Source organism: Clostridium sp. AF02-29 (assembly GCF_934835585.1).
Taxonomy (GTDB): domain Bacteria; phylum Bacillota; class Clostridia; order Lachnospirales; family Lachnospiraceae; genus Otoolea; species Otoolea fessa.
This window is the reverse complement of record NZ_CAKVZK010000030.1, coordinates 14491-37114: the sequence shown is the minus strand read 5'-3', so window position 1 is coordinate 37114 and position 22624 is coordinate 14491. Positions and strand designations below refer to the sequence as shown.

22 protein-coding genes are annotated in these 22624 nt (G+C 49.8%); 3 read left to right on the top strand and 19 right to left on the bottom strand.

Annotation, left to right across the window (positions count from 1 at the left end):
- The first annotated feature begins 85 nt into the window (after positions 1–85).
- A complete protein-coding gene (locus tag PUQ60_RS08630) occupies positions 86–1456 on the top strand; it encodes an MATE family efflux transporter (RefSeq protein ID WP_273381428.1) in 1371 nt (456 codons plus the stop codon).
- 193 nt (positions 1457–1649) lie between these two features.
- Here the strand turns inward: PUQ60_RS08630 and PUQ60_RS08625 are convergent, their stop codons facing one another.
- The 3 genes from PUQ60_RS08625 to PUQ60_RS08615 all read right to left on the bottom strand — a co-directional run bounded on the left by PUQ60_RS08625 (position 1650) and on the right by PUQ60_RS08615 (position 4733).
- The gene (locus PUQ60_RS08625; protein WP_273381430.1) at positions 1650–2492 is read right to left on the bottom strand and encodes a DUF975 family protein; all 843 of its coding nucleotides are present in this window, start codon (positions 2490–2492) and stop codon (positions 1650–1652) included.
- A 276-nt stretch (positions 2493–2768) separates the two neighbouring features.
- Positions 2769–3413, bottom strand: coding sequence for a cytidylate kinase-like family protein (locus PUQ60_RS08620; RefSeq protein ID WP_273381432.1), 645 nt, complete (start codon positions 3411–3413; stop codon positions 2769–2771).
- A gap of 30 nt (positions 3414–3443) precedes the next feature.
- Positions 3444–4733: a galactokinase family protein gene (locus PUQ60_RS08615; RefSeq protein WP_022359915.1), complete on the bottom strand. Its 1290-nt coding sequence runs from the start codon at positions 4731–4733 to the stop codon at positions 3444–3446.
- 331 nt (positions 4734–5064) lie between these two features.
- On the opposite strand from PUQ60_RS08615, the gene PUQ60_RS08610 reads away from it, so the two are divergent.
- The gene (locus tag PUQ60_RS08610) at positions 5065–6090 is read left to right on the top strand and encodes a TIGR01212 family radical SAM protein (protein ID WP_273380020.1); all 1026 of its coding nucleotides are present in this window, start codon (positions 5065–5067) and stop codon (positions 6088–6090) included.
- Between the two features lie 2 nt (positions 6091–6092).
- On the opposite strand, the gene PUQ60_RS08605 is transcribed toward PUQ60_RS08610, so the two are convergent.
- From PUQ60_RS08605 to htpG, 5 genes are all read right to left on the bottom strand, one after another.
- Positions 6093–7352, bottom strand: coding sequence for a CapA family protein (locus tag PUQ60_RS08605; RefSeq protein ID WP_273401132.1), 1260 nt, complete (start codon positions 7350–7352; stop codon positions 6093–6095).
- 69 nt (positions 7353–7421) lie between these two features.
- The gene (locus PUQ60_RS08600; protein WP_273380024.1) at positions 7422–8264 is read right to left on the bottom strand and encodes a DegV family protein; all 843 of its coding nucleotides are present in this window, start codon (positions 8262–8264) and stop codon (positions 7422–7424) included.
- A gap of 261 nt (positions 8265–8525) precedes the next feature.
- Positions 8526–9593 carry a type II CAAX endopeptidase family protein gene (locus PUQ60_RS08595; protein ID WP_273380026.1) on the bottom strand — a complete coding sequence of 356 codons (1068 nt, stop codon included), beginning with the start codon at positions 9591–9593 and terminating at the stop codon, positions 8526–8528.
- Between the two features lie 48 nt (positions 9594–9641).
- Entirely contained in the window at positions 9642–9908 is a 267-nt protein-coding gene (locus PUQ60_RS08590) for a hypothetical protein (RefSeq protein WP_273380028.1), read from the bottom strand.
- Between the two features lie 209 nt (positions 9909–10117).
- Positions 10118–12121: a molecular chaperone HtpG gene (gene htpG / locus PUQ60_RS08585; protein ID WP_118492490.1), complete on the bottom strand. Its 2004-nt coding sequence runs from the start codon at positions 12119–12121 to the stop codon at positions 10118–10120.
- A gap of 355 nt (positions 12122–12476) precedes the next feature.
- Here htpG and PUQ60_RS08580 point away from each other — a divergent pair, with 355 nt between their 5' ends.
- Complete coding sequence (locus tag PUQ60_RS08580; protein ID WP_107001332.1) at positions 12477–12971, top strand: DUF5721 family protein; 495 nt, start codon at positions 12477–12479, stop codon at positions 12969–12971.
- A gap of 143 nt (positions 12972–13114) precedes the next feature.
- Here PUQ60_RS08580 and PUQ60_RS08575 read toward each other — a convergent pair whose 3' ends face one another.
- From PUQ60_RS08575 to PUQ60_RS08525, 11 genes are all read right to left on the bottom strand, one after another.
- Positions 13115–14317, bottom strand: a complete 1203-nt coding sequence (locus PUQ60_RS08575) for a M14 family zinc carboxypeptidase (RefSeq protein ID WP_273380034.1) — start codon at positions 14315–14317, stop codon at positions 13115–13117.
- A 347-nt stretch (positions 14318–14664) separates the two neighbouring features.
- Positions 14665–15801 (bottom strand): sodium ion-translocating decarboxylase subunit beta, encoded by a 1137-nt coding sequence (locus PUQ60_RS08570; protein WP_118522942.1) that lies wholly within the window; start codon positions 15799–15801, stop codon positions 14665–14667.
- Between the two features lie 435 nt (positions 15802–16236).
- The gene (locus PUQ60_RS08565; protein ID WP_107001323.1) at positions 16237–16626 is read right to left on the bottom strand and encodes an Asp23/Gls24 family envelope stress response protein; all 390 of its coding nucleotides are present in this window, start codon (positions 16624–16626) and stop codon (positions 16237–16239) included.
- 307 nt (positions 16627–16933) lie between these two features.
- Entirely contained in the window at positions 16934–17659 is a 726-nt protein-coding gene (locus tag PUQ60_RS08560; RefSeq protein WP_273380064.1) for a SpoIIIAH-like family protein, read from the bottom strand.
- A gap of 20 nt (positions 17660–17679) precedes the next feature.
- A complete protein-coding gene (locus PUQ60_RS08555) occupies positions 17680–18360 on the bottom strand; it encodes a hypothetical protein (RefSeq protein ID WP_022359265.1) in 681 nt (226 codons plus the stop codon).
- Positions 18335–19003, bottom strand: coding sequence for a stage III sporulation protein AF (locus PUQ60_RS08550; RefSeq protein WP_273380038.1), 669 nt, complete (start codon positions 19001–19003; stop codon positions 18335–18337). Before PUQ60_RS08550 ends, PUQ60_RS08555 begins: the two co-directional genes overlap by 26 nt.
- A 3-nt stretch (positions 19004–19006) precedes the next feature.
- The gene (locus tag PUQ60_RS08545) at positions 19007–20215 is read right to left on the bottom strand and encodes a stage III sporulation protein AE (RefSeq protein ID WP_273380040.1); all 1209 of its coding nucleotides are present in this window, start codon (positions 20213–20215) and stop codon (positions 19007–19009) included.
- A gap of 48 nt (positions 20216–20263) precedes the next feature.
- Positions 20264–20650: a SpoIIIAC/SpoIIIAD family protein gene (locus tag PUQ60_RS08540; RefSeq protein WP_022359268.1), complete on the bottom strand. Its 387-nt coding sequence runs from the start codon at positions 20648–20650 to the stop codon at positions 20264–20266.
- Positions 20651–20822: 172 nt separating this feature from the next.
- Positions 20823–21017, bottom strand: a complete 195-nt coding sequence (spoIIIAC, locus tag PUQ60_RS08535) for a stage III sporulation protein AC (RefSeq protein WP_022359269.1) — start codon at positions 21015–21017, stop codon at positions 20823–20825.
- Positions 21018–21030: 13 nt separating this feature from the next.
- Positions 21031–21552 (bottom strand): stage III sporulation protein AB, encoded by a 522-nt coding sequence (locus PUQ60_RS08530; RefSeq protein WP_273380043.1) that lies wholly within the window; start codon positions 21550–21552, stop codon positions 21031–21033.
- Entirely contained in the window at positions 21543–22598 is a 1056-nt protein-coding gene (locus PUQ60_RS08525) for a stage III sporulation protein AA (protein ID WP_273380045.1), read from the bottom strand. Before PUQ60_RS08525 ends, PUQ60_RS08530 begins: the two co-directional genes overlap by 10 nt.
- Positions 22599–22624 lie beyond the last annotated feature (26 nt).

The window sequence follows — 22624 nt, the reverse complement described above, 5'->3', positions numbered from 1 at the left end:
GGTAACAAAAAATGCCGTATTTATGCGGCTTGTGGCGTTTCGCAAACGCCTATTATAATCGTTTTTTAGAAAGGATGGTTTTTCCATGAGCCGCTCTTCGCAACGCTCTACCATAAAAGATATGACAAACGGGAGCCCGGCAAAGCTGATTCTGGGCTTTGCGGTTCCGATGCTGATGGGACTTCTGTTCCAACAGTTTTACAGCATGGTCGATACGATCATTGTTGGAAAATTTCTCGGCGTTGATGCGCTGGCTTCGGTCGGTTCCACCTCCGCCATCAACTTTATGATTAACGGTTTCGTCATCGGCGTCTGCACCGGGTTTTCCATTCCGGTTGCACAGCGGTTCGGCGCACAGGATTACAAGGACATGCGCCGTTTCGTCGCTAATGCCGGATGGATCGCCTCCTGTTTTGCCGTGGTCATGACCGTGATCGTCTGCCTGATGACACGCCAGATTCTCGTCTGGATGCAGACGCCGGACAATATCATTGACGGCGCGTACAGCTACATTTTCTTCGTATTCGCCGGTATTCCGGCAACCTACCTGTACAATACGCTGGCGGGCATCATCCGTGCGCTCGGCGACTCCAAAACGCCGGTCTATTTCCTGATTTTATCCAGCCTTTTAAACATTGCGCTGGATCTGCTTTTCATCGTACAGATCGGAACCGGCACCGCCGGAGCTGCCTATGCAACTGTTATCTCTCAGGCAGTATCCGGTATTCTCTGCCTGATCTATATGAAGAAAAAATTTGAAATCCTGCATATGCACCATGAGGAAACGCGCATCAGCGGCAGACACATTTACATTCTCTGCAAAATGGGTGTGCCAATGGGACTTCAATACTCGATCACCGCGATCGGCTCGGTTGTCATCCAGACTGCCATCAACTCCTTAGGTTCCATCGCAGTTGCCTCCGTTACCGCAGGTCAGAAGATCGGCATGTTCTTCTGCTGCCCGTTTGACGCACTGGGCGGCACGATGGCAACCTACGCCGGACAGAACGCCGGTGCCGGAAAGGTAGACCGCATCCGCCAGGGCGTCCGGTCCGCGACTCTCATCGGCGGCATCTACTCCATTGCGGCGTGCATCGTACTGACCGTGTTTGGCGGCGTGATTCCGCTTCTCTTCGTCGATGCCTCGGAAACAGTTGTAATCCATCAGGCGCACCAGTTCCTGACCTTCAACTCCCTGTTCTACATACCTCTGACAATCGTCAATGTATGGCGTTTCACGATTCAGGGAATGGGCTACAGCCTGCTCGCCATCCTGGCAGGTGTCTGCGAAATGATCGCCCGCGCCATGGTCGGCTTCCTGCTGGTGCCGATCTTTGGCTACATCATCATCTGTTTTGCCTCTCCGCTTGCATGGCTGCTCGCCGATGCCTTTCTGATTCCGGCATTCTTCTATTGCCAGAAACATTTGCTGTCTGAGAAAGCACGGATAGACTAAAACAAAATAAATAATACAACTCAAAAAAACTCCTCAGAAAGCTTTCATTTTGACTACTTTCTGAGGAAATTTTTGATTGCAGATTCTTATCTTGGGCTTTCACCAATTTGATTTTCAAAGATTTTTATTGTTCCGTCTATCCTTACACAAGCACAGTTCTATGCAAATGATTTCATTTTTGTACAGACAGAGTTCACGCATTTTCACTTTCCTCCGGCTCATTCTCACTCCACTTATCCTGCATTTCTATCTCTTCTATTTCCCTCTTCTCATCCCGCACGTCCCTATAAAATGCCGCAAATGCCGCCTCCTCATATGGGCGCAGAAACAGATAGCCAATATTGAGCGTTCCCATCAGCGCTGCCAGAAACAGCACGGTCACACCGCTGAGCCTTCCCTGTGTATACAAAAGAACCGCTGGTATTATATATTGAATGCTGCAGATCAGCCGCCAGCCGATAAAGCTAAAGGTCAGGCAGAATAAATTCCATTTTTTTCCATCCATCAGGCGGCGCGACTCGGTGATCGCCTCGTTGGCGGAATATTCTGGATGTTCCATCAGCACATATGGTGTCATCGCATAGCTGTACGTCTTTATGAAACCCGGAACGAAAAACAGGCAGGTCCAGCAAAATATATAAAAGCCGCGCACAAATACCATCGCCACGCCATCTGTAATCCGCGAAAACTGGGAAAATAAATCAGAAAAGGACGCTTCCTTTTTCTCTGCCAGATTCAGATGGAAACGGGCGTATCCCATCTGCCCCGCACCTCCAATAATAACCACCATCAAGCCCCAGATAAGCAAAAGCATCAAGGGCAGAAGCATGCTGCGCATCAGAAATACCTGCGTCAGCACATTCTTCACTTCCGGTCGTGCCTGTATCACTTTTTGCAGCTCTGTTATTCCATTTGGCGCCGTATCGGCAATCTCCGCACCGATCAGGGACGCTGCTAATCCCGTTCCCATCGCAAGTTTCCAGTTTCCGCGCAGTGTCTCACGCGCCATTTGCCTAAATTCAGATGCACTTCTCATGCTTTCTCCCCCTTTCTTTCTGAAATCATTGTATCATTTTTCCATTTTGACCGTCAATATACCACTTCAAACCGTAAATAATTTGTAATAAGGTCGTAATGATTCTACTGTCATCAAAGGCAATTTCAGAATGCCGGAATCACTCTCCCAGCATTCTGGGAGCTGATTGAGCTGGCGATCCGCTGGCACTTCTCATCTTCCAAATCTGCCCTGCTTCCCGCAATCTTCAACTGAAATTTTTAGCCTGCATCACAGACAGGTTGTTTTCATTTTCCCCTACTTCATATACCCGCGCAGCTTCACATATTCCTTGATCAGCTCCGCCGTCTCGTCCAGTCCGAGGCGGGTCGTATTGATCGGAAGATCGTAGTTCTTCATGTTTTTCCAGTCATTTCCAGTAAAATATTTATAATAATTCTTCCGCTCATTCTCAATCTTCCGGATGCGCTTCTTCGCTCTTTCTTCACTGATGCAGTCTACTTCCATAACGCGCTGCACGCGGCGCACACGGTCGGCATAGACAAAGATGCGGACCAGATTTTCGATCTCCTCATCCTGATCCAGCACATAGCCAGCCGCACGGCCTACAAATACGCACGGTTCCTGTTCTGCCAGCTCCCGCATCACCATCGCCTGGAATTTAAACAGGTTATCCGGCGATGTCACATCGCCTTTCAGGGACGGCTTTCCGAACACATCTGCCTTCTTCGCGCCAGCCAGACGGTGAAACAGGTTGTTTCCCGCTTTCTCATCCGCTAAACGGAAAAATTCCTCTCCGACTGCACTCTTCTCCGACGCCATCTTTAAGATCTCATCGTCGTAGAAATGAAGCCCCAGCTCCTCTGCCAGCTTGCGTCCCACAATACGTCCGCCGCTTCCGTACTCCCTCTCGATTGTGATAATCAAATTTTTATTTCCCATAAATTCCACCGCCTTTCCAGGTCCCAATTTTTAGATGCGCTCGCTCACACAGATCGCGCCGTGCGGGCGGATGCTCATGCGGTATACATTGCCCTCTCCGATCGCATTTTCAATGTATTCTGTATACTCGTCCACCAGATCGTTCGGAATCATCGCCATGATAACACCGGCAAAGCCGCCGCCATGAACCCGGCACGCGCCGCGTCCTTTTTTCGCGATAAACAATTCCGTCAGCGCCAGTGCAATGCTGATGCCCTGCTCCTGCACGTCTGCAGTCGTGTATACATTCTGAAGCCATTTCCAGGAAGAATTGCCCGAAGCTGTGATTCCCTCCAAAAAAGCAGCAAAATCATTTTCCCGAAGGGCCTTTACTTCCTGCTCCACTCTCTTATTTTCCTCAAAGAAATGGAACGCACGCATCACGGAACGGTCTCCCGCAAATGCACGCACTTTCGCCAGGTTTGCGATCACCTCTTCCTCGGAAATCTCCGCGCAGACCTCTTTGCCAAAGTACTGCGCTACTTTTTTCATCTCGTTTGGAACGGAAGAATAATCTGCGCTCAGATCCGCGTGGCCTTTTCCCGTATTTACAATCATCAGGCTGTGATCCTGCGCGCCGAAATCAAAATCAATCTTCTCCACAACCGGCGCTTCCGGATTTTTAAAATCGATCGTAATCAGACCGCCGACCGCGCATGCCATCTGATCGAGCAGACCCGACGCCTTGTTCCAGAACTTGTTTTCTGCATATTTTCCGATGTGGGCGTAGGTGACAACATCCATCTTTCCCTCGTTAAACATCGTATTTAACATAGAGCAGATCAGCATCTCATAGGAAGCCGAAGAGCTGACGCCCGCCGCGCTGATAACATTGCTGGTAATGTATGCGTCAAATCCGCCGACCTTGTATCCTCTCTCCTCAAAGCCCTTTAAAATGCCCTTCGTCAGGTCGATGGTGCCGCTCATACCCGTACTCGGTTTCAGGTCGCTTAAATGGATGCTGAAATTTTGATGAAATGTCTCACTTAATATGCGGATCGTGTCGGTTCCGTTCGGTGCCGCCGCGCCGACGCAGTCCAGGTTAATGCTGCCCGCCAGCACCTTGCCATGATTGTGATCGGTGTGGTTGCCGCTGATCTCCGTCCGTCCCGGGGAAGTAAACAGTTTGATATCACGTTCCCCATATGTTTTCTCAAAGCGCTCTGCCACATAGCGGTAACGCGCCCGGTTCTCCTCCGCTTTCTCTGCCCCGTATAATTCTGCCATCAGCACTTTCGTTTTCTCAGATTCCAGCTGTTTCAGTGTTTCTTTGACTGACATATCCCTTCTCCTTTTCCCCAAATTGTTTGTTACTGTTCACGCATACGTGCCCAGTAACGGAATTTGCCGTGGCTTCGCATTTTAATACGGCAAATTCCTGCTGCCACCACGTTTTCTTTCGGCACTTTCGGTTCCAAAAGTGCCTACCCGGGAACATTAACAATTGTTCCCCTTATATGATTATGATTTCAGATATTTTGATTTAATCTGACTTCTTGTATATATTATATCATTTTCCTCAAAATGCCTCAATACGATATTCTTTCGTGTATTTACAAAATGCTGTGGTTCTGGTAAGCTTTCATTTATATAGTAAAATACAGGAGTTCGTATGAAACAAACTACTCAAACATACCTATCATTACCCGAAACATTCCATCCTGCATCCACCGCCTCCGGCAAACACCCGGATTCCTCCATACCCCGCTGCTACTCCGACGGTCGTCCCTACTATTCGTTAAACGCATGGCTGAAAGACCAATTTGGGCAGAAAATCTACAAGCTGGCGCTCGACGGCGGCATGACCTGTCCCAACCGGGACGGTACGCTGGGAACGGGCGGCTGCATTTTCTGCAGCCACGGCGGTTCCGGCGATTTTGCAGAGCCGGCTCACACCTCCGTGACCAAACAGATCGAAGCGGCAAAGGCGCGTGTCGCAAATAAAATAAAGGGTGGAAAATATGTCGCATATTTCCAGTCCTACACAAATACCTATGCGCCTGTCTCCTATCTGGAGCCGCTTTTTTCCGAAGCAATCGCCCACCCGGACGTGGCCGCCCTGTCCATCGGAACCCGCCCGGACTGCCTGCCGCCGGATGTCCTGGAGCTTCTCGCCCGCTTAAACCGCCGAAAACCGGTCTGGGTGGAACTGGGACTTCAGACTATCCATGAGGAAAGTGCCGCGCGCATCCAGCGCGGTTATTCCCTCCCGGTCTTTGAAAATGCCGTCCGTGAACTGAAAGCCGCCGGTCTGACCGTCATCGTCCATGTCATTCTGGGGCTGCCTGATGAAACGAAAGCCCAGATGCTCGATACCGTCCGCTATCTGGCCGATTTCCAGCCCTCCATCGACGGCATCAAACTTCAGCTTCTCCACATTTTACGCGGCACGAAGCTGGCAGAACTCTACGAACAGGCACCTTTTCCGGTCTTTTCAATGGACGAATACATTGAGCTGCTGATCGAATGTATCCGCCTGCTGCCGCCCGATATGGTCATCCACCGGATCAGCGGCGATGGACCGAAAAAATTGCTGGTCGCACCGGAATGGAGTGGAAATAAGCGGGCGTTTTTGAATACGTTTTCCAAGGCACTGCGGGAAAGCGGGTGTTTTCAGGGGCAGGATTTGACGAATTGATTTTACTGCACCTGCACCTTTCCATTCTCATCAATCTGCACGCCGTCCGAAAGCCCCTGTATCTTCTGGTAAAACGCCTCTTTCTTCTCCACGTCCAGCTCTCTCGTATATCCGGCAGATGAAGTTGCAGGCACAATCGAAAGCGCCGTCTCTCCCTGTGCATCTACCGACGCCTGCACCAGCATTGTCTCCGGAATCGAACTTCCGAACACAAAATTTCCCAGACTGTACAGAATCCATTTTCCATGATACAGCTCAATCCCCTGCAGCACATGTGGATGGCTGCCAACCACCAGATCAGCGCCCGCGTCGATGTACTGATGTCCCATCTCCCGCTGGTACGCCTCTGGCTGCGTGTTCCGCTCGATACCCCAGTGGACATAGACAACCAGATAATCACACTCTTTCTTTACCTTCTGGATCTCCTGCACGACCGAAGCCGTGTCATACGCCGAAAACATACCCGGATGCGACGATCCTGCCGCCCATCCGCCCGTCGGAAAGACGCGCGACGCGCCCAGAAAACCAATCTTTTTTCCATTTTTCTCAATGATCTGCGGCTGTTTCGCCTCTTCCAGATTTTTTCCCGCCCCAACATGCAAAATCCCGGCACTGTCCAGCGTATCGCACGTGTCCAGCAGTGCGTCCGTACCGTAATCTAGCGCATGGTTGTTCGCCACCGTCACGATGTCTGGTCCGATCTCCTGTAAAATAGACACGCGGGACGGCGATACCCGGAACGTAAACTGTTTATCCGCCGCCTGTGTTCCCCGGTCGCTGAACGGAAATTCCAGGTTTGCCATAAAAATATCAGACTCCGCGATCGTCTCCCGCAAACTCTCTCCGAGGACGCCACCGATACCTCCCACACGGTCGTAGGCATTTAAAACATGGTTGGAAAAATAGATATCTCCGGCAAACAGAAGCGAACACTCATTTGAATCATTTTCTCCCGGTTCTGACTCAAGTTTGCCAGATTCGTCCTGCCCCTGCATTTCCACCCTCAGTTCCGCGCCATCTACCTGTTCTGACTCCACCTGCCCGTCTATATCTGTTTCCGGATCAAGCGTTTCTTCCGATACCGTTTTGTCTTTTGGCTCCAATGAGATTGTCTCTTTCCATATGGAACCTCCCGCCTGGCATCCGCCAAGCAAAAGCGTCATTCCTGCCAAAATTGTCAAATTTCCAATTCTGGATAAAAGAAATGCCGTCCGGTATCTGAACGGCATTTTCGTGCATTTACTAAAAAATGTATGCTTCATTTTTCCTCAATCAATCGCAGCTGTCCGGCGTTTTCCACCTTTCCAGCTGTCATCACCCACTCTTTCTCCCTACAGTGTCATAATGATTCCGCCGTCGCCCGCATATACGGTTGCAACGCCAGCCGTATTCGTGATCACTACCTCACGGAAGTTTGCCCCTTTACACATGATCTCTTTCACGTGCTCAGCACGTTCCGGGTTATTACAGTGTGCGATCACCAGACGTTTGCTTGCGGTATCGCCGCCCTCTTTGCACGCAATCTCCGCCATCCGGTCGAGCGCCCGGGTCATGCCGCGCGCCTGATCACGCTTGATGATCGTACCGCTGTCCGCGCCCATAACCGGCTTGATATTCAGCGCCGACGCGATAAAAGCCGTTAAACCGGTCAGACGGCCATTTTTCTTTAAGAAATCAAGCGTCTCAATGACGAAATACGTGTTCATCGAATCCCGATATTCCTCCGTCTGCCTGCAGATCTCCTCAAACGGAAGACCTTTCTCGCACAGATCCCGGATGAACAGCGCAATATTTAACTCGCCCGCCGACGCCGACAGGGAATCAATGACTGCGATCTTCTTTCCGTCCGTTCCGTTCTCTTCCTCATAAAGGCGTTTTGCCAAAGCCGCCGAGTTGTAGCAGCCGCTCAGATGGTTCGAAAGCGTTACCACGAAAATATATTCTGCATCGCCCTCAAATGCTTCCTTGAAGCTCTCCGGCGATGGACACGCCGTCTTCGGGCACTCGGAACTTGCCTTTACCTTTGCCAGAAACTCCTTCTGGTTAAATGTCTCATCATCCGTTACCTTGTAATCCCCTATCTGCAGGGTCAGCGGAACCATCTGAAAATGCGGATCCAATTTCAGTTCCTCCGTCAAATCCATGCAGCTGTCACCAATAATTTTATATAACATAACGTCCTCCCGTTACGCAATTCACATCACGTAGTATTCATTACTATTTATTATAGTAATCACACAGTAGGAAGTCAAGCATAATCCCGTGAAATACACGACAAACACGTGAACAGCGTTACTGTTCACGCACACGTGCCCAGTAACAGATTTTACCGTGGCTTCGCATTTAAATACAACTAATTCCTGCTGCCACCACGTTATCTTACGGCACTTTCACTTCCAAAAGTGCCTGCTTGTGAACAGCAACTGACCACCACATCATCTCGACAAGAAAAACGCCATCGTAATCAAACTTACCAGAATAAATGCCACTGTCCCGAGATTCCCATACATTGCCCCACATATATTGCGGAATTTCACACCCTCTGGGATTGCCCCATCGGACAGCCGGATTTTCCGGAAATTGAAAATCAGCAGAACAAACGATCCGATGATCGTGCAGCCCATAAACCCGGTCATCAGAAACGTGATAAACAGCGGCAGCAGCGTATCCTGTGTTCCAAGCATCGCTATCACTAACGACCAGCTGTTGATCAGAATATGCAGCAGACAGTTATAACGCATCCGTCCCGTCTTCACCGCCACATATCCCAGAACCACGCCAATCACCGCCGCATAGAGAAACTGCGTCACATTTCCGTGCATCAGACCAAACATCAGCGCCGTGTAGGTGATCGCCGCCTTATCGCCAAAACGGCGCAATCGGTTTAAGAGTTTCCATCGAAAGATATATTCCTCAATAATTGGTCCTAAAAACCCTACATATAAAATCATTACCGGCGAGAGCGAATCCAGCATCTCGTTGACCGGGTTCATCGCGGATGCATCGCCGCCGCTACTTGCCGCCACCGCATCATTGATTGCATTTCCCAGCAGGTTAAAGATAGTTCCAAATCCCTGTGCCAAAATAAAAAACATACAGAACTGCAGGAAACTAATCTTCATTTTCTCTGCCCGTTCTTCCGGGACAAGGCGCAGAATTAAAAATACGAATGGAAGAACCAGCGCATAGATGACCAGCGTGCTTCCGCCGTCCTCATACCACGCTGCATTTACCATCCGGTTCAAAAACGTACTGATCACGCCTCCGTCCGCCCATACGTTGCCAGCCACTTCCAGAAGTATGCTGACAAGCACCGTCATCACGCTGAAAAATGCCATCGCCCAGCCGAGGACATTGCAGACACGGCGCACCTCGCAGCGGCAGGTTTTTCGGATTTGTTTCGGATTCTGAACCGCATTCTGCAGCTCAGGTTCCGTTTGCAGACCATTTTCTTCTGCCTCCCGCTGCCAAAGATCCGATTCGTTCCAGTTTCCCTCTCCCATTTTCTCTCCTTCGTCATTCAGGTCTTTCATTCCCAGAAAATACCTGTTTTATCTTCCGGCGCTTTCTAACACACGGCGCGCCTTTTCCTCCTCTGCTTTCTGCACATAAAACAGATATTCCCGTTCCGATGCCGCATTTTCTCCCGCACTTCCCAGCCTCGCCCGCTGATTGCCGGAAAGCACGCCCGATTTCAGACGGTTCTGCACCTTGACCTGATACTCAATTCCCGCCTGTTCCAGCTGCTCCCGGATCGCCGCCTGCCGTTTCATATCAAACGTCGCGCCAACCTGTTTCCATCCTCCGATTCCAAACATACACGCACCTCCCCGTCAAATCTGAAAAAACCTTGCTAAGTGCTCCTATTCTATCATAAATACTAAATTCGTGAAATAGTGAATCCCATTTGCTCTCTTACGACAGGTAATAAAAGAGCTGCCACATTTACGTGCAGCAGCTCCGTTATTATATCATATATGATATTTTAACATATTTTCCTATATAAACAGTCCTAAACCAGACATCCTTAGTTCAGCATCATACCCATAATCTCATTCGACCGTGCGATAAACTTCGTCATGCGCTCCGGTGTCAGGGAACCGTGGCTAAGCTGTGCCAGGTCGTAGAGCTGTTCGCAGATCTTCGGCGTATTCTCGCCATCCGTGTGCTCTAAGACGTACTGAACGAGCTTGTTGTTCGCGTTGAGTACCAGCACCTGACCGCTGCCGCCGAACATCGACGCGTCCATGCCCATGTTGTACATCTTCATCATATCCTGCATACGGCGTGTTTCCTCCGACAGAGTGATCATCGAAGAAATCTCAGCATCCTTCAGCTTCTCAACCTTTACCTGCAGCTTATCATCGCCCAGTGCCTTCTTGAAGGTCTCTGTCAGCGTCTCTTCCTGTTTCTTGAGCGCTTCCTTGTCCTCTTCCTTCACTTCCTCGCGCAGCGTGTCATTGACATCGGCATCAATACGCAGGAATTTCAGGTTCTCATGCTTCTGCTCTTCCTGGCTGATGAATGGATTATCAATGCTGTGAGACATGATGATCGCATCCTGTCCGTTTGCCTTGAACATGTTGATATACTGGCTCTGCTCTTTCTCATTTGTTACATAGTAGATCTGGTTCTCATGACCTTCCTCTTTCGCCTTATCCATGCAGTCTTTCAGCGTCAGATATTTTCCGTCCAGATTCTTGTAAATGATGTAATCATCCATCTTCTCAGCAAATTTCTGATCCTTTAAGCAGCCAAATTTGATAAATGGAGCGATATCGTCCCAATATTTCTCATAGGTCTCACGGTCTGTCTTGCACATACCGGTCAGCTTGTCCGCTACCTTCTTGGTGATGTAATCGGAAATCTTCTTTACAAATCCATCATTCTGCAGCGCACTTCTCGATACATTTAACGGCAGATCCGGGCAGTCGATCACGCCCTTTAAGAGCATCAGGAACTCCGGAATAACTTCCTTGATATTATCCGCGATAAATACCTGGTTGTTGTACAGCTTGATGGTGCCCTCAATGCTCTCGTACTCCATGTTGATCTTCGGGAAGTACAGAATACCTTTCAGGTTGAACGGATAATCCATGTTCAGATGAATCCAGAACAGCGGTTCCTTGTAATCCATAAATACCTTGCGGTAAAATTCTTTGTATTCTTCCTCGGTACACTCGTTCGGATGCTTGTTCCACAGCGGGTGAATGTCATTCAGTGCCACCGGACGTTTCAGGATCTTATATTTCTCGGTTCTCGGAGATACCTCCACGGTCTCTTTCGTGCCGTCCTCTTTCTCCTTTTCCTCGGTCTTTGCTTCCTCGACCACCGTCTCAACGATGGTGTCCTTGTCGGTCAGCTGATCCTTCTCGATCGTCTCATACTCCGGCTCTGCCGTTGCATTTTTCAGGTAAATCTCAACCGGCATGAAAGAGCAGTACTTCTGGATGACTTCACGTGCGCGATACTCATTGCAGAACTCAGTGCTGTCTTCATTTAAATAAAGGACAATCTTGGTACCATTGCCTTCCTTATCGCCCTTATCCATCGCAAACTCAGTGCCGCCCTCAGACTCCCAGTGAACCGGCTCTGCATCTTTCTTATAAGAAAGAGTATCGATCGTAACCTTGTCCGCTACCATGAATGCAGAATAGAAACCCAAACCGAAATGACCGATGATCTGGTCTTCGTTTGCTTTGTCCTTATATTTTGCCAGGAAATCCTGTGCACCGGAAAATGCGATCTGGTTAATGTACTCTTCTACTTCCTCGGCAGTCATACCGATACCATTATCCTCGACGGTGATCGTCTTGTCCTCGGAATTAACGGTAACCTGAATCTTATACTCCGTCTCCCCCGGCTCCTCATACTCGCCCATCAGCGCCAGCTTTTTCAGCTTCGTGATCGCGTCGCATCCGTTGGAAATCAGCTCACGATAGAAAATATCATGATCGGAATAAAGCCATTTCTTAATAATCGGGAAAATATTCTCGCTGTTGATTGATAAACTTCCTGTTTTTGCTGCCATATCTATACACTCCTTTTGATTGCAAAATACAGTGGATATCCGCTCCCGGAAATGGAGTCTGGCAGTTTCACTCTGCCGCGTCCAATCCTGCTATCCAGCTACATAAATATACGCTTGTAAAATTCTTTTTTGTGATTTTCCATCACCGTGACTCTTATTTTAATACCAGCGTTCCAAGATGTCAATAGAAAATTAGCACTCATTTTTGTTGAGTGCTAATAAGATTTTAAAATTCTCCGTCTTGCCAATAAGAAGTCACTTGCGTCCCCTTCCCGCCTGCGATAAAATAGAATCTACGTTATTGTTTCTACATTACACAGAAAATAACGAATTTACCATCTCAGCGAGGACACATATGATTGCCTGCAATATCTGTGATATAAAATTATTTACCAAGAAACTGTTCATCGGAGAGACATTTGACCGCTTTCTGCTCAAGGAAGCGGAGATCGTGACGTTCAACACCTTCTCCATCGACGGACGCGTCCATAAAAGCTTTTATTCCGAAGAAGAGCGTGCCGAGGGGCAGATTGAAGAATATTCAACCTGGAAAACTCTGCGCCCGTTCTGTTTTTCCCTCATAAAAGGAAAAAAGCTTCCGGAGCGCTTCTCCATCATTTTGAAGCTTCCGAAAGCTGCCACCGAACAGTTTCTGACCGCCCGCAAAAGCCAATGGCTCCCGGAGCAGGTCGGCGGACTGTTCTTAAATATTCATTATGAAAATCAGCATTTAAGCTGTGTCACCGGGCTGTCGCTCAACCAATTTACGTTAGACAAGACGCTGGAACGCGAGTGGGACGAGTCGATCCGGACATTTTTGCGAAAAGAAGAGCTGCCGTTTGAGGAATAACGGCAGCCCTGTTTTATCGGAATTTCCAGTTACACATCTCTAATTAATGTCCCTTTTGTGATTTTATATAAAATCGTATTTCAGAATTTGCAAACCATATTTTTATAAAAAGAATATATTTTCCATTTCACTTTATTCCATCATCAATGTGTCGCCACATAATATCCCAGCGTTGCCGGGACTGCCTTATTCTGGTTCCAGATCGCCGGATATTCCGAGAAAGATACCGGGCAGGTGGAACGTCCTACCTCGATCGTGATACCAGGGATGCCTGCTGCCTGCTGCAGCCAGTCCTTCAAGCCGCCGACGCCCTTGCTTCCAAGAACGGAATAACCATTCAAGGCATGAACAGCGTTTGCCAGCGCCTTGGACTCTGCCGCTTTCTGGTTGTTCTGCGTATCCCAGTAAATCACATTTCCCATCGCATGATAGTTGATAACCGCATTGAATCCCGTTCCCTGAATCAAGTTCGCGATTGCCTGGCTCTCCGGCTCTGACAGTGGGTTGGTTCCCTTATAACCATTTGCAGACGGATGGGTTAAAGACACATTGATTCCCTCCCAGTTTGCTGCAAAGTTATAGTTCAGATCGACACCGCGTGCATTCGCCTTCCAGCGTCTCATATACTCTTCATAGCTGACCGTTGTCCGGCTGGATGCCTTGTCCGCCGCGTACGCCGCCTGCATCGTCTGGCGCAGTTCCTCCGACTGGATACCATTCTCGCCCATCTGGCTGATCGTGACTCCATCCGGATTCAGCATCGGCACAAAATGAAATGCCACCTGTCCCAATATGTTAGAAAGCGGCTGCGTCATATAGGTACCATTATTCGTAAATCCAGCTGCCAGATACTCGAGCTGCTGCATCATCAGCGGTACAACGATATACTCTCTGGCATGAATCGCCCCCTGGAACAAAATCTTCTTGGATGCGTTCGGATTGCCGACAATCACATCGTAGATATCACGTCCGTCCGCCGATTTTCCAATCGATTTCACGGTCACTGTTCCCGGATAACAGCTTGCCAGCGCCGAAATATCGTTTACCATCTGGCTATAGGAATACTTGTCCACCGGATTGACAACCGGATTAGATAACGTCTGATTATAATAGGAATTATCCGCCTGCTGTCCCGCATTCGCGTTCGTGTCAGTTCCTGCCGCCGCATTATCGGTCGTGGTTCCCGGACCGCCCGGTCCGATCACTGGTGCTGCCGCTGCCGGATCATCCGCCGGTCCTGCATACGCTGTAACTGCCGATAAGCTGCTGCACACAACTGACAGGGATAAACAAGTTGCCAAAGCGCCTTTTCGCAGCAGGCGCTGAATTTTATTTCGTTGACTCATTCTCATGTCTCCTTCTGGCCCTTTCAAACTCTTACAAACAATGTTTCTATTATAGATTTACCTCTGTCGAATGTCAACGAACTGCATAAAACTGAAAGAAAAAAGAAAGATACTTTTTCCAATTTATATTTTACTTTAACTTACCTAAAATCAGCACCACTGCCGTAATAATCAGGACAACGACGAAAATTCCCGCCATTCCTTTTCCCATAATTGCCAGCGAAATCAAAAAATTATTCCACATCCGATATTTTCCTCCATCTCAATCAGTGCAATGGCTGTCTCTTGATTTTTCATCATTCAAGTGCAGCCTTCCTTTTCCATTTTATCTGTCCGACAGACCTATATTACAAATACTGGCTTACCAGCTTAATAACCAGTCCGCCCGCGATGACCGAGGCGATCTGCCCCGATACATTGGCGCCGACTGCATGCATCAGGATAATATTTCCCTTTTCCTCCTCCATTGCCAGCTTCTGCACCACGCGTGAGGACATCGGGAATGCGGAAATGCCCGCCGCACCGATCATCGGATTGATTTTCGTCTTCAAAAACAGGTTCATAAATTTAGCAAACAGCACACCGCCGATCGTATCAAAGATAAATGCAATCAGACCGATTCCCATAATCAGAAGCGTGTCAACCCGCACAAACGCGTCCGCACGCATACTGAACGAAATCGTGATGCCAAGCAGCAGGGTAATCAGGTTTGCCAGCTCGTTCTGTGCCGTCTGGGAAAGTGCCGGAAGCACGCCGCACTCGCGGATCAGGTTTCCAAACATCAGAAATCCGACCAGCGCCACCGATGCCGGAGAAATCAGTCCGACAATGATAGTAACCACAATCGGAAATGCGATCTTGGTCGTTTTGGACACATTTTTCGGACTGTAGGTCATGTGAATCCGGCGTTCTTTTTTCGTCGTCACCAGACGGATCGCAAATGGCTGGATGATTGGCACCAGCGCCATGTAGGAGTACGCCGCCACCGCGATCGCGCCCACATAGTTGGAATGCATGATTTGAGAAACCAGAATGGAAGTCGGTCCATCCGCCGCACCGATGATTCCGATCGACGCCGCATCCCTGAGTTCGAATCCCATCAGCGATGCCGCACAGATCGCAAAGAAAATGCCAAACTGCGCCGCCGCACCAAATAAAAACATGATCGGCTGTGACAGAAGCGGTCCAAAGTCAATCATTGCCCCGATTCCGATAAAGAGCAGAATCGGAAGCGCCTCCGACGCGCTGATCGTCGTCTCAAACAGCCACTGTATAATACCCTGTGTCTCCCCGATGCCCTCCGTCACCTGGTTAATGACGCCGGATAATGGCAGGTTTACCATGATCGCGCCGAATCCCATCGGCAGAAGCAGCGCCGGTTCGTATTCCTTTTTGACCGCCAGCCAGATCAAAAGCCCGCCGATCAGATACATCACAAACTGCTGCGGCGTGATCGCCATGACGCCTTCCCATAAAAATTCCATGTTGTTCCTCCTGTTAATTTTGTTTTCCTTCATAAATATTCTGTTTCCTGGAGCCCCTTGCCAGGATACACCTGCTCTGGCAGCTGTCTTTCTTCGCGCCAGACATACATCCATGCGAGTGTTTTTGTTTCATAGGACGCTTTTTCCTAATAAAACAAAAAAGACTTTCAGCATACGTTTCATCCACATATGCTAAAAGTCTTGTTCCTCACATTTGAATCATTCGGCACACGCTTTTTGTTACAAAAGCACACTGCCATTTGACTTACACAAGGCATGTAACCATGAGGTTTACTATCCTCAGGGTCTGTTGGTTACATGGTTATAACTACTCCCTTTTAACGCGATCATCATATCATACGGTTTTTTCCCCGTCAAGGTCAAACTGAGTATTTTGTGTTAAGAAAATGAAAAGCTACGAAAGCACGAAACCTGCTATGCTTCCGCCGGCATATTGACACCCGCGATCTTAATATTAACTTCCAGAACCATCAGACCGGTCATATTTTCAATCGCTGTCTTTACTTTGTCCTGCACCTTCTCACTGACTGCCGGGATGCTGTAGCCATATTTCATATTTAAGGACAGATCCACAATCACGTGATCCTCGGTTACGGTCACTTTCACGCCCTTGCTCAAATTTTTCATGCCGAGCTTTCCGACCAGTTCATTTGTGATATTGCCAGCCATCGAATCGACACCGTCTACCTCGGTCGCTGCCAGACCTGCGATGATCGCCACTACCTCATCGGCAATTTTCACTTCTCCAATGCGGTCCTTTTCATATACGATATGTGTGCTTCTATCTTCTGCTTCTCTCGCCATTCCAAATCCCTCCTGACCACTTCCATGTACGCCCGGAATCTTCTCTTCCCACAAAAAACAGATGCTCGAATACTTCCAGAAATACATTTCAATTAAGTGTTTTTATTATACCAAAAATACAGGAGTTTGCAAAGGCATTTCCGGTTCGAATCTCATCCGAGTTACTGTTCACGCATACGTGCCCAGTAACGGAATTTGCCGTGGCTTCGCATTTTAATACGGCAAATTCCTGCTGCCACCACGTTTTCTTACGGCACTTTCGGTTCCAAAAGTGCCTACCCGGGAACATTAACTCATCCGAACTTCCTCAATCTCCCAGGTTTAAAAGGGAAATCACGATATTCTCCGCCGATATCTCGGTTTTCCGTTTTACAATATCCTCGATCTGCGCGCGCTGCGGATCTGTGATGGACGGCGCGTTGACAACGACATCCACTTTTCCATCCGTGATGCTGACAACCGGATCGGCAAATCCTTTCGCCATCAGAAGCGTTTCCGCTGCATTTTCCTTCTCCGCTATCGCATTGAGTGCCAGCATATCCTGAACGGCTGCCTCTTTTGCCGACGCATCCAGATTTTCATTGTTAATCAGGGCATTCAGCGCTTCGCGGTTCTTGGCGCGGATCTGTTCACGGCTGAGCTGTACATTGGCTATGTACTCTGCCACGCCGGTTCCGCCTGTCAAAACCGCCTCGCCCGGGTTATCGACTGCCGGATTGTCCGCAGATGCCTCCTCTCCGTCCGCCGCTCCCTGCGCTGTGCCCTCCTCACTGCCTACTGCCAGCGGATCGCCCTCTCCCGGATCGTCAAGACTTGCAATCTCCTCATATTCACCGTCCGCCACGCTTCCGGACACCGCCTGATTTTCCGAATATATATCGCTATCTGAAATCTTGGTCGCCCCCGCTTCATATGTATCCGCCCCCGGCAGATCGGATTTTCCCGCATAGTTGAGATACCCCGCCGCCGCAATCATGATCGCCAGCGTCGTGATGATGATTTGATTTCTCCTGAAAACGCGTTTCATCTTCATTCTCATATTTGCATACTCCTTTATTCCACCCGCTTTAATACTTTTATTTTATGTGCCGGCAGTCCGAATAATGCCTGCATCGCTTCCGAAATTTCCTTCTGTACCGACGCATTTCCTCCTCCCTGTGCGCTGATCACGATACCGGAAATCTCCGGTGCCAGCTCTTTTTCAACTACCGGTTCCCCGCTGCCTGAACTTCCCGCCAGCACGGTGCTCTCCCGCAGCGATTCATCCGCCTGCTGCCGCGTACCACCCGAAGAATCCGTCTCCGAGGTGGACGCCCGGCTTCTCTCCTTATCCACCCGCAGCACCTTTTCCGAAGAAGAAAACAGAGTCAGCATCACATCCACCTCACCCACGCCGTCCACCTTCTTTAAAACGTCCCGGATCCGCTGCTCCAGGCGAAGCTCGTAGAGGCGGTTGGCGTCCTGCCTGGATGCAGTGCCTGGCAGACCTGTTTCGACATCCGAATCACTCTCTTCTGAACTTCCATTTTTGTCCTGCCCTGCTCTATTCCCAGCGTTTGTTCCTGTTCCACTCTCCGCCCATCTTTCCCCTGACTGCCAGACTCCCGTCTCAATCGTCTTCTTCCCAAACGGCGCATATAAGATCAGAATTGCCAGCCCAAGCACCAGCAAAATCAGCCATTTTTCATTTCGTTTGACCCATTCCCTGTCAAGGTTCCATCCTGACTTCCACATGATCCGCCTCCACCTGATAAAACGATGCCAGCCGCTGCTGAAGCTCCCAAATCTTTTCCCCATTCATCCAAGAAACTGCCTGCGCGGCGGCGGGTTCTCCCTGCTTCTGCTCCTGTTCAAGTGAAATTTCAATCGGGGAAATTTTTTCTATTTCAATCATCGAACTCGGATCCTCCTGTTCCGCCGCTTCCATCCCCGCTTCCATCCCCGCCTCACTTCCCGCCACATACACCGTCACACTCCGCACCGAGGCAAATTGCTCCGACTCCGGATCTTTTTCCAGCTCTACGTCCGCCTTTTCCACGGAAAATCCCGCTTCCGCTGCCACCCGCACTGCCTCCTTGGACGCTTCCGCCTCATACTGGCTCAAAACCATATTTCTACGCTGCACCTCTATCTCATCCATCTCACGTTTCAGCTCGCCCGCTTCATTTTCAAACGAAAGAGATGTAAACAGATAATTCAGCCGCTCTTCCAGACGCAGCCCGTCCGTCAGCGGCTTCAGCACAATCAGAAGCAGGATACAGCCCGCAAACAGACGGATATATTTTTCATACTTATGTGCGGGCAAAAGCCCGGTCAGAACGGTCAGAAACACTAGATAACTGACGATATTCCCCGCCCAGTGAGTAATTGCTTCCATCTTCTACCCCGCAAAATAAGCCGCGTTCGTGCTCACACACACCACCGCGATCGAAAGCGCAAATAACACCACCGCCGAACCAGCTGCTGCCAGCAAAAAATAAAATCCTTTCGCCACTGCGCCGACTGCCTCCACCACCCGGCTGTCACTGACCGGCTGCAAAAGCGCCGCGCTTCCCTGACACCCCAAATAGAGGATTAAAAGTTTCAAAAGCGGCAGAAGCGACACCGCCGCCAGCACAAGCACTCCCCCGATGCCCACCGTATTCCGGATCAGGACGCTGCTTCCAAGAAGTACCTGCGACACTGCCGCCGCGCCCTGTCCGATTCCCGGTATCAGGCTGACCGCCCGCCGCAGCGCCGTCTGGCGCACCGAATCTGTATACGGCGCAATCATTCCCTGCAGCACATGAAAGCCCAGCACCACTCCCAAAAGCGCCTTGCTGCCCCAGCGCATCCCCTGTTCCAGCAATTCCAACGCTTTTGAAAACAAATCCTTCGAGCTTAAATGTCCCGCCAGCGACAGCAGGACATACAACTGGGTGCATGGCAGAAACAACTGTAAAAACATCCATTCCGCCACATTGACAGAAGCAAGTGTCCACGCATATCCGGCTGCTGCCGAGGTACTTCCCCCGGAAAAGGAAACAGCCAGAAAAAAAGCAGGAACCAGCACCCGGACAAATTCAAAGAGCTGCTCCAACAGTGTCCGCGTGATCCGCACCCCATTCAAAAAACTGGCGGCAAGCAGTGTAAAAATCAGAAGATACGTGACATAAAAGCCCATCTCCGATACCTGACTGTCGGCAAAGAGACTCGAAAAGCTGGCGAACACCGCTCCTAAAATTCCCAGAAGGATGACCTGCCCCATCCATCTGCCATTTTCTGAAATTTCCCGAAATAGGGCTGTCCGGCAAAAATCCATCAGCATCCGAACCACACTCTGATAATTGCCAGAGAGAAGCATCGAAAGGATTTCCCGGAATGAAAGCCCCGGGACTGCCGAACCTCCCGCTTCCCTTAAAAATGCTTCGATTCTGCTTAAATCCAGTGAGTTCAGAAGAGAATCCATGTTCTCGCCAGAAACACTGAAATCCGAATCTTCGGATATCTTTTCACCATTTGCCGCCGACACCGTTAAATGATTTCCTGCCATCAAATATACACTCAAGAACATAACGCTCACTGCCCGCACAACCATCTTTGTTCCCACCGTCACCTGCTCTCACCATCTTTCCGCTTTTCTGCACTTACCACTTCCCTACGCCAAAAACTGCTTCACCGTCTCCAACAATGCCAGCAGAATCGGCATACTGACCGCCAGAATGGACAGCTTCGCAAATATCTCAATCTGTGTTCCCAGCGAACCGTACCCGGCATCCTTGCAAATCCCGGAGGCAAATTCGGCAATATAAGTGATTCCCGCCATTTTCAAAAGCGCCGACAAATACACTGGACTGATCCCGATGCAGGATTCCATCGTCCGAAGTGTTTTCAGAATCACTTCCAGCTTTCCCGCCGCATAGAAAAAGAGACACAGCCCCGCCGCCATTACAATGTACGTCCCATACTCGCCGCCTTTTCCCTTGAGCTGGACTGCCAGAAGAACTGCCGTGATCCCAAGAACCGATACGGTTAAAATTGACATTTTTTACCGTCCTTCCCTGCAATGTACTCTCGGAGTCTTTCCCACACTCGCTTTTGCGGCTGATTTTTCGCCAGCTGCACCCGAATTTCATCAACATACGCCTCAGAAATTTGGGCACAACTGACAAAAAATCATCTCACAAAATCAAGCACAGAAAGATTCCGAGAGTCCATTACAACGCAAACAATTCCTTCATCGTCTCAAACAACTGATAAATATACGGCACCATCCAGAACAGTACCAAAAGAAGACCCGCAAGACTTGTGAGAAATGCCTGTTCCTCCCGCCCGCTGTGTTTGAGGATCTGGCAGAGGACGGAAACCAGGATACCGACTGCCGCAATCCGAAATATTAGATTAACTCCCATTTTCTTCCCCCACTTACATCAACAACACTGCCAGAAACAGCCCGCCTAGTATCCCAAGCCCCCAGCACAGCCGTTTCTTCTCCGGCTCTTCCCGCCGCAGCTGCTCAATCGCCCGTTCCAATTCTTCCAGATACAGTGCCAGCGTCTTTTGCTGCATTTCCAGATCGAGATATCCGATGCTGTTTCCAAACCGGCACATCATCTCCCATTCCTCTGTTCCTAACATCGGACGAATCCCCTGCTCTTCCAGAACCGCTTCCCAGATACGCCCAAACGGACACTCTGGATTCGCTTCCAGCCGCTCTCCTGCCACCAAAAATAGTTTCCCCGCTTTTCCATCCCCGCGTGCCCCCGCCCGGCACAGTGCCAGAGGAAGAACTGCCTGTGTATACCCAATCTCTCCCCGCAGTCCCGTGGCAATCCGTTTTACTTCCTCCAAAAAACGCCTCCGGCCAATCAGGCGCAATGCCTCACCCCCGCCAATCCCCGCACACGATACACATACAAGGCAGATTCCAAGCAATTTTATCCACATATGAGCTCCTCGCCAGCTGTATCATATACCGCCTCCACCGTTCCCGGTCCGCGTCTATTTCCCAGCACCACATACCGCTCAAACCGTTTTTCTTGCAAAAAAGAGGACAAGCCCGGTTTTTCCCGGATGTCCTCCATCGAATTTCCATGTACGGTTGCCAGAATCCTGCAGCCACAGTTCATCACATAGCGAAGCGCCTCCAAATCATTCTCACCGCCGATCTCGTCCACCGCGACCACCTCCGGTGCCATTGAGCGGATCAGCATCATCATTCCCTCCGCCTTGGGGCAGGCATCCAGCACATCTGTCCGGCAGCCAACATCGTTTTGCGGGATTCCCTGATAGCAGGCGGCAATCTCCGAACGCTCATCCACCACCCCGACCGTCTGCGCCCTCACTTTTCCACCATGCTGCTTCCTCATCTCCACCATTTTTCCAGCTTTATTTTCATGTCCTGCACCTGCCTTAGGCCGTTCAAAGCTCCCCGTCAAAGCAGAGCCCCTATCCTTTCCCTCTTCTCCATCCGACACCATCCGGATCAGATCCCGCAGAAGTGTTGTTTTTCCGCATCTCGGCGGTGCAATCAGAAGCGTATTCCGGATACTTCCCGTCCCTGAATCCGTCAAAATCGACCGTATTTTTGCTGCACATCCTATCATCTGATGCGAAAAACGGACATTTAAAAAGGTTATCGGATGAATCGCCTTTATATGTCCGTTTTCCAGTATCGTCCTTCCAGCCACGCCAATCCGGTGTCCGCCCTGCACGGTCAGAAACCCCTGCCGGATTTCCTCCCCGTAAGCATAGAGGGAAGAACGAGCCGCGCATTGCAGCGTCTCGTCCACATCCTCCCGGCTGACCCGGAATCCACTTCCGGCTGTGTACTCTTTATTTTTATATATGTAATACAGCGGCGCGCTAACCCGCAGCCGTACCTCTTCCATTCCATCCGCCTCAAGCGGAAGCGCCAGAAGCTGCTCCCGGATATTCCGGGAGAAAAAATGAAACAGCGCCCTCACATCCTGCTTTGATTGTTCCTCCTTCATCAGCCCGTCCTCCTTACCTCAATATA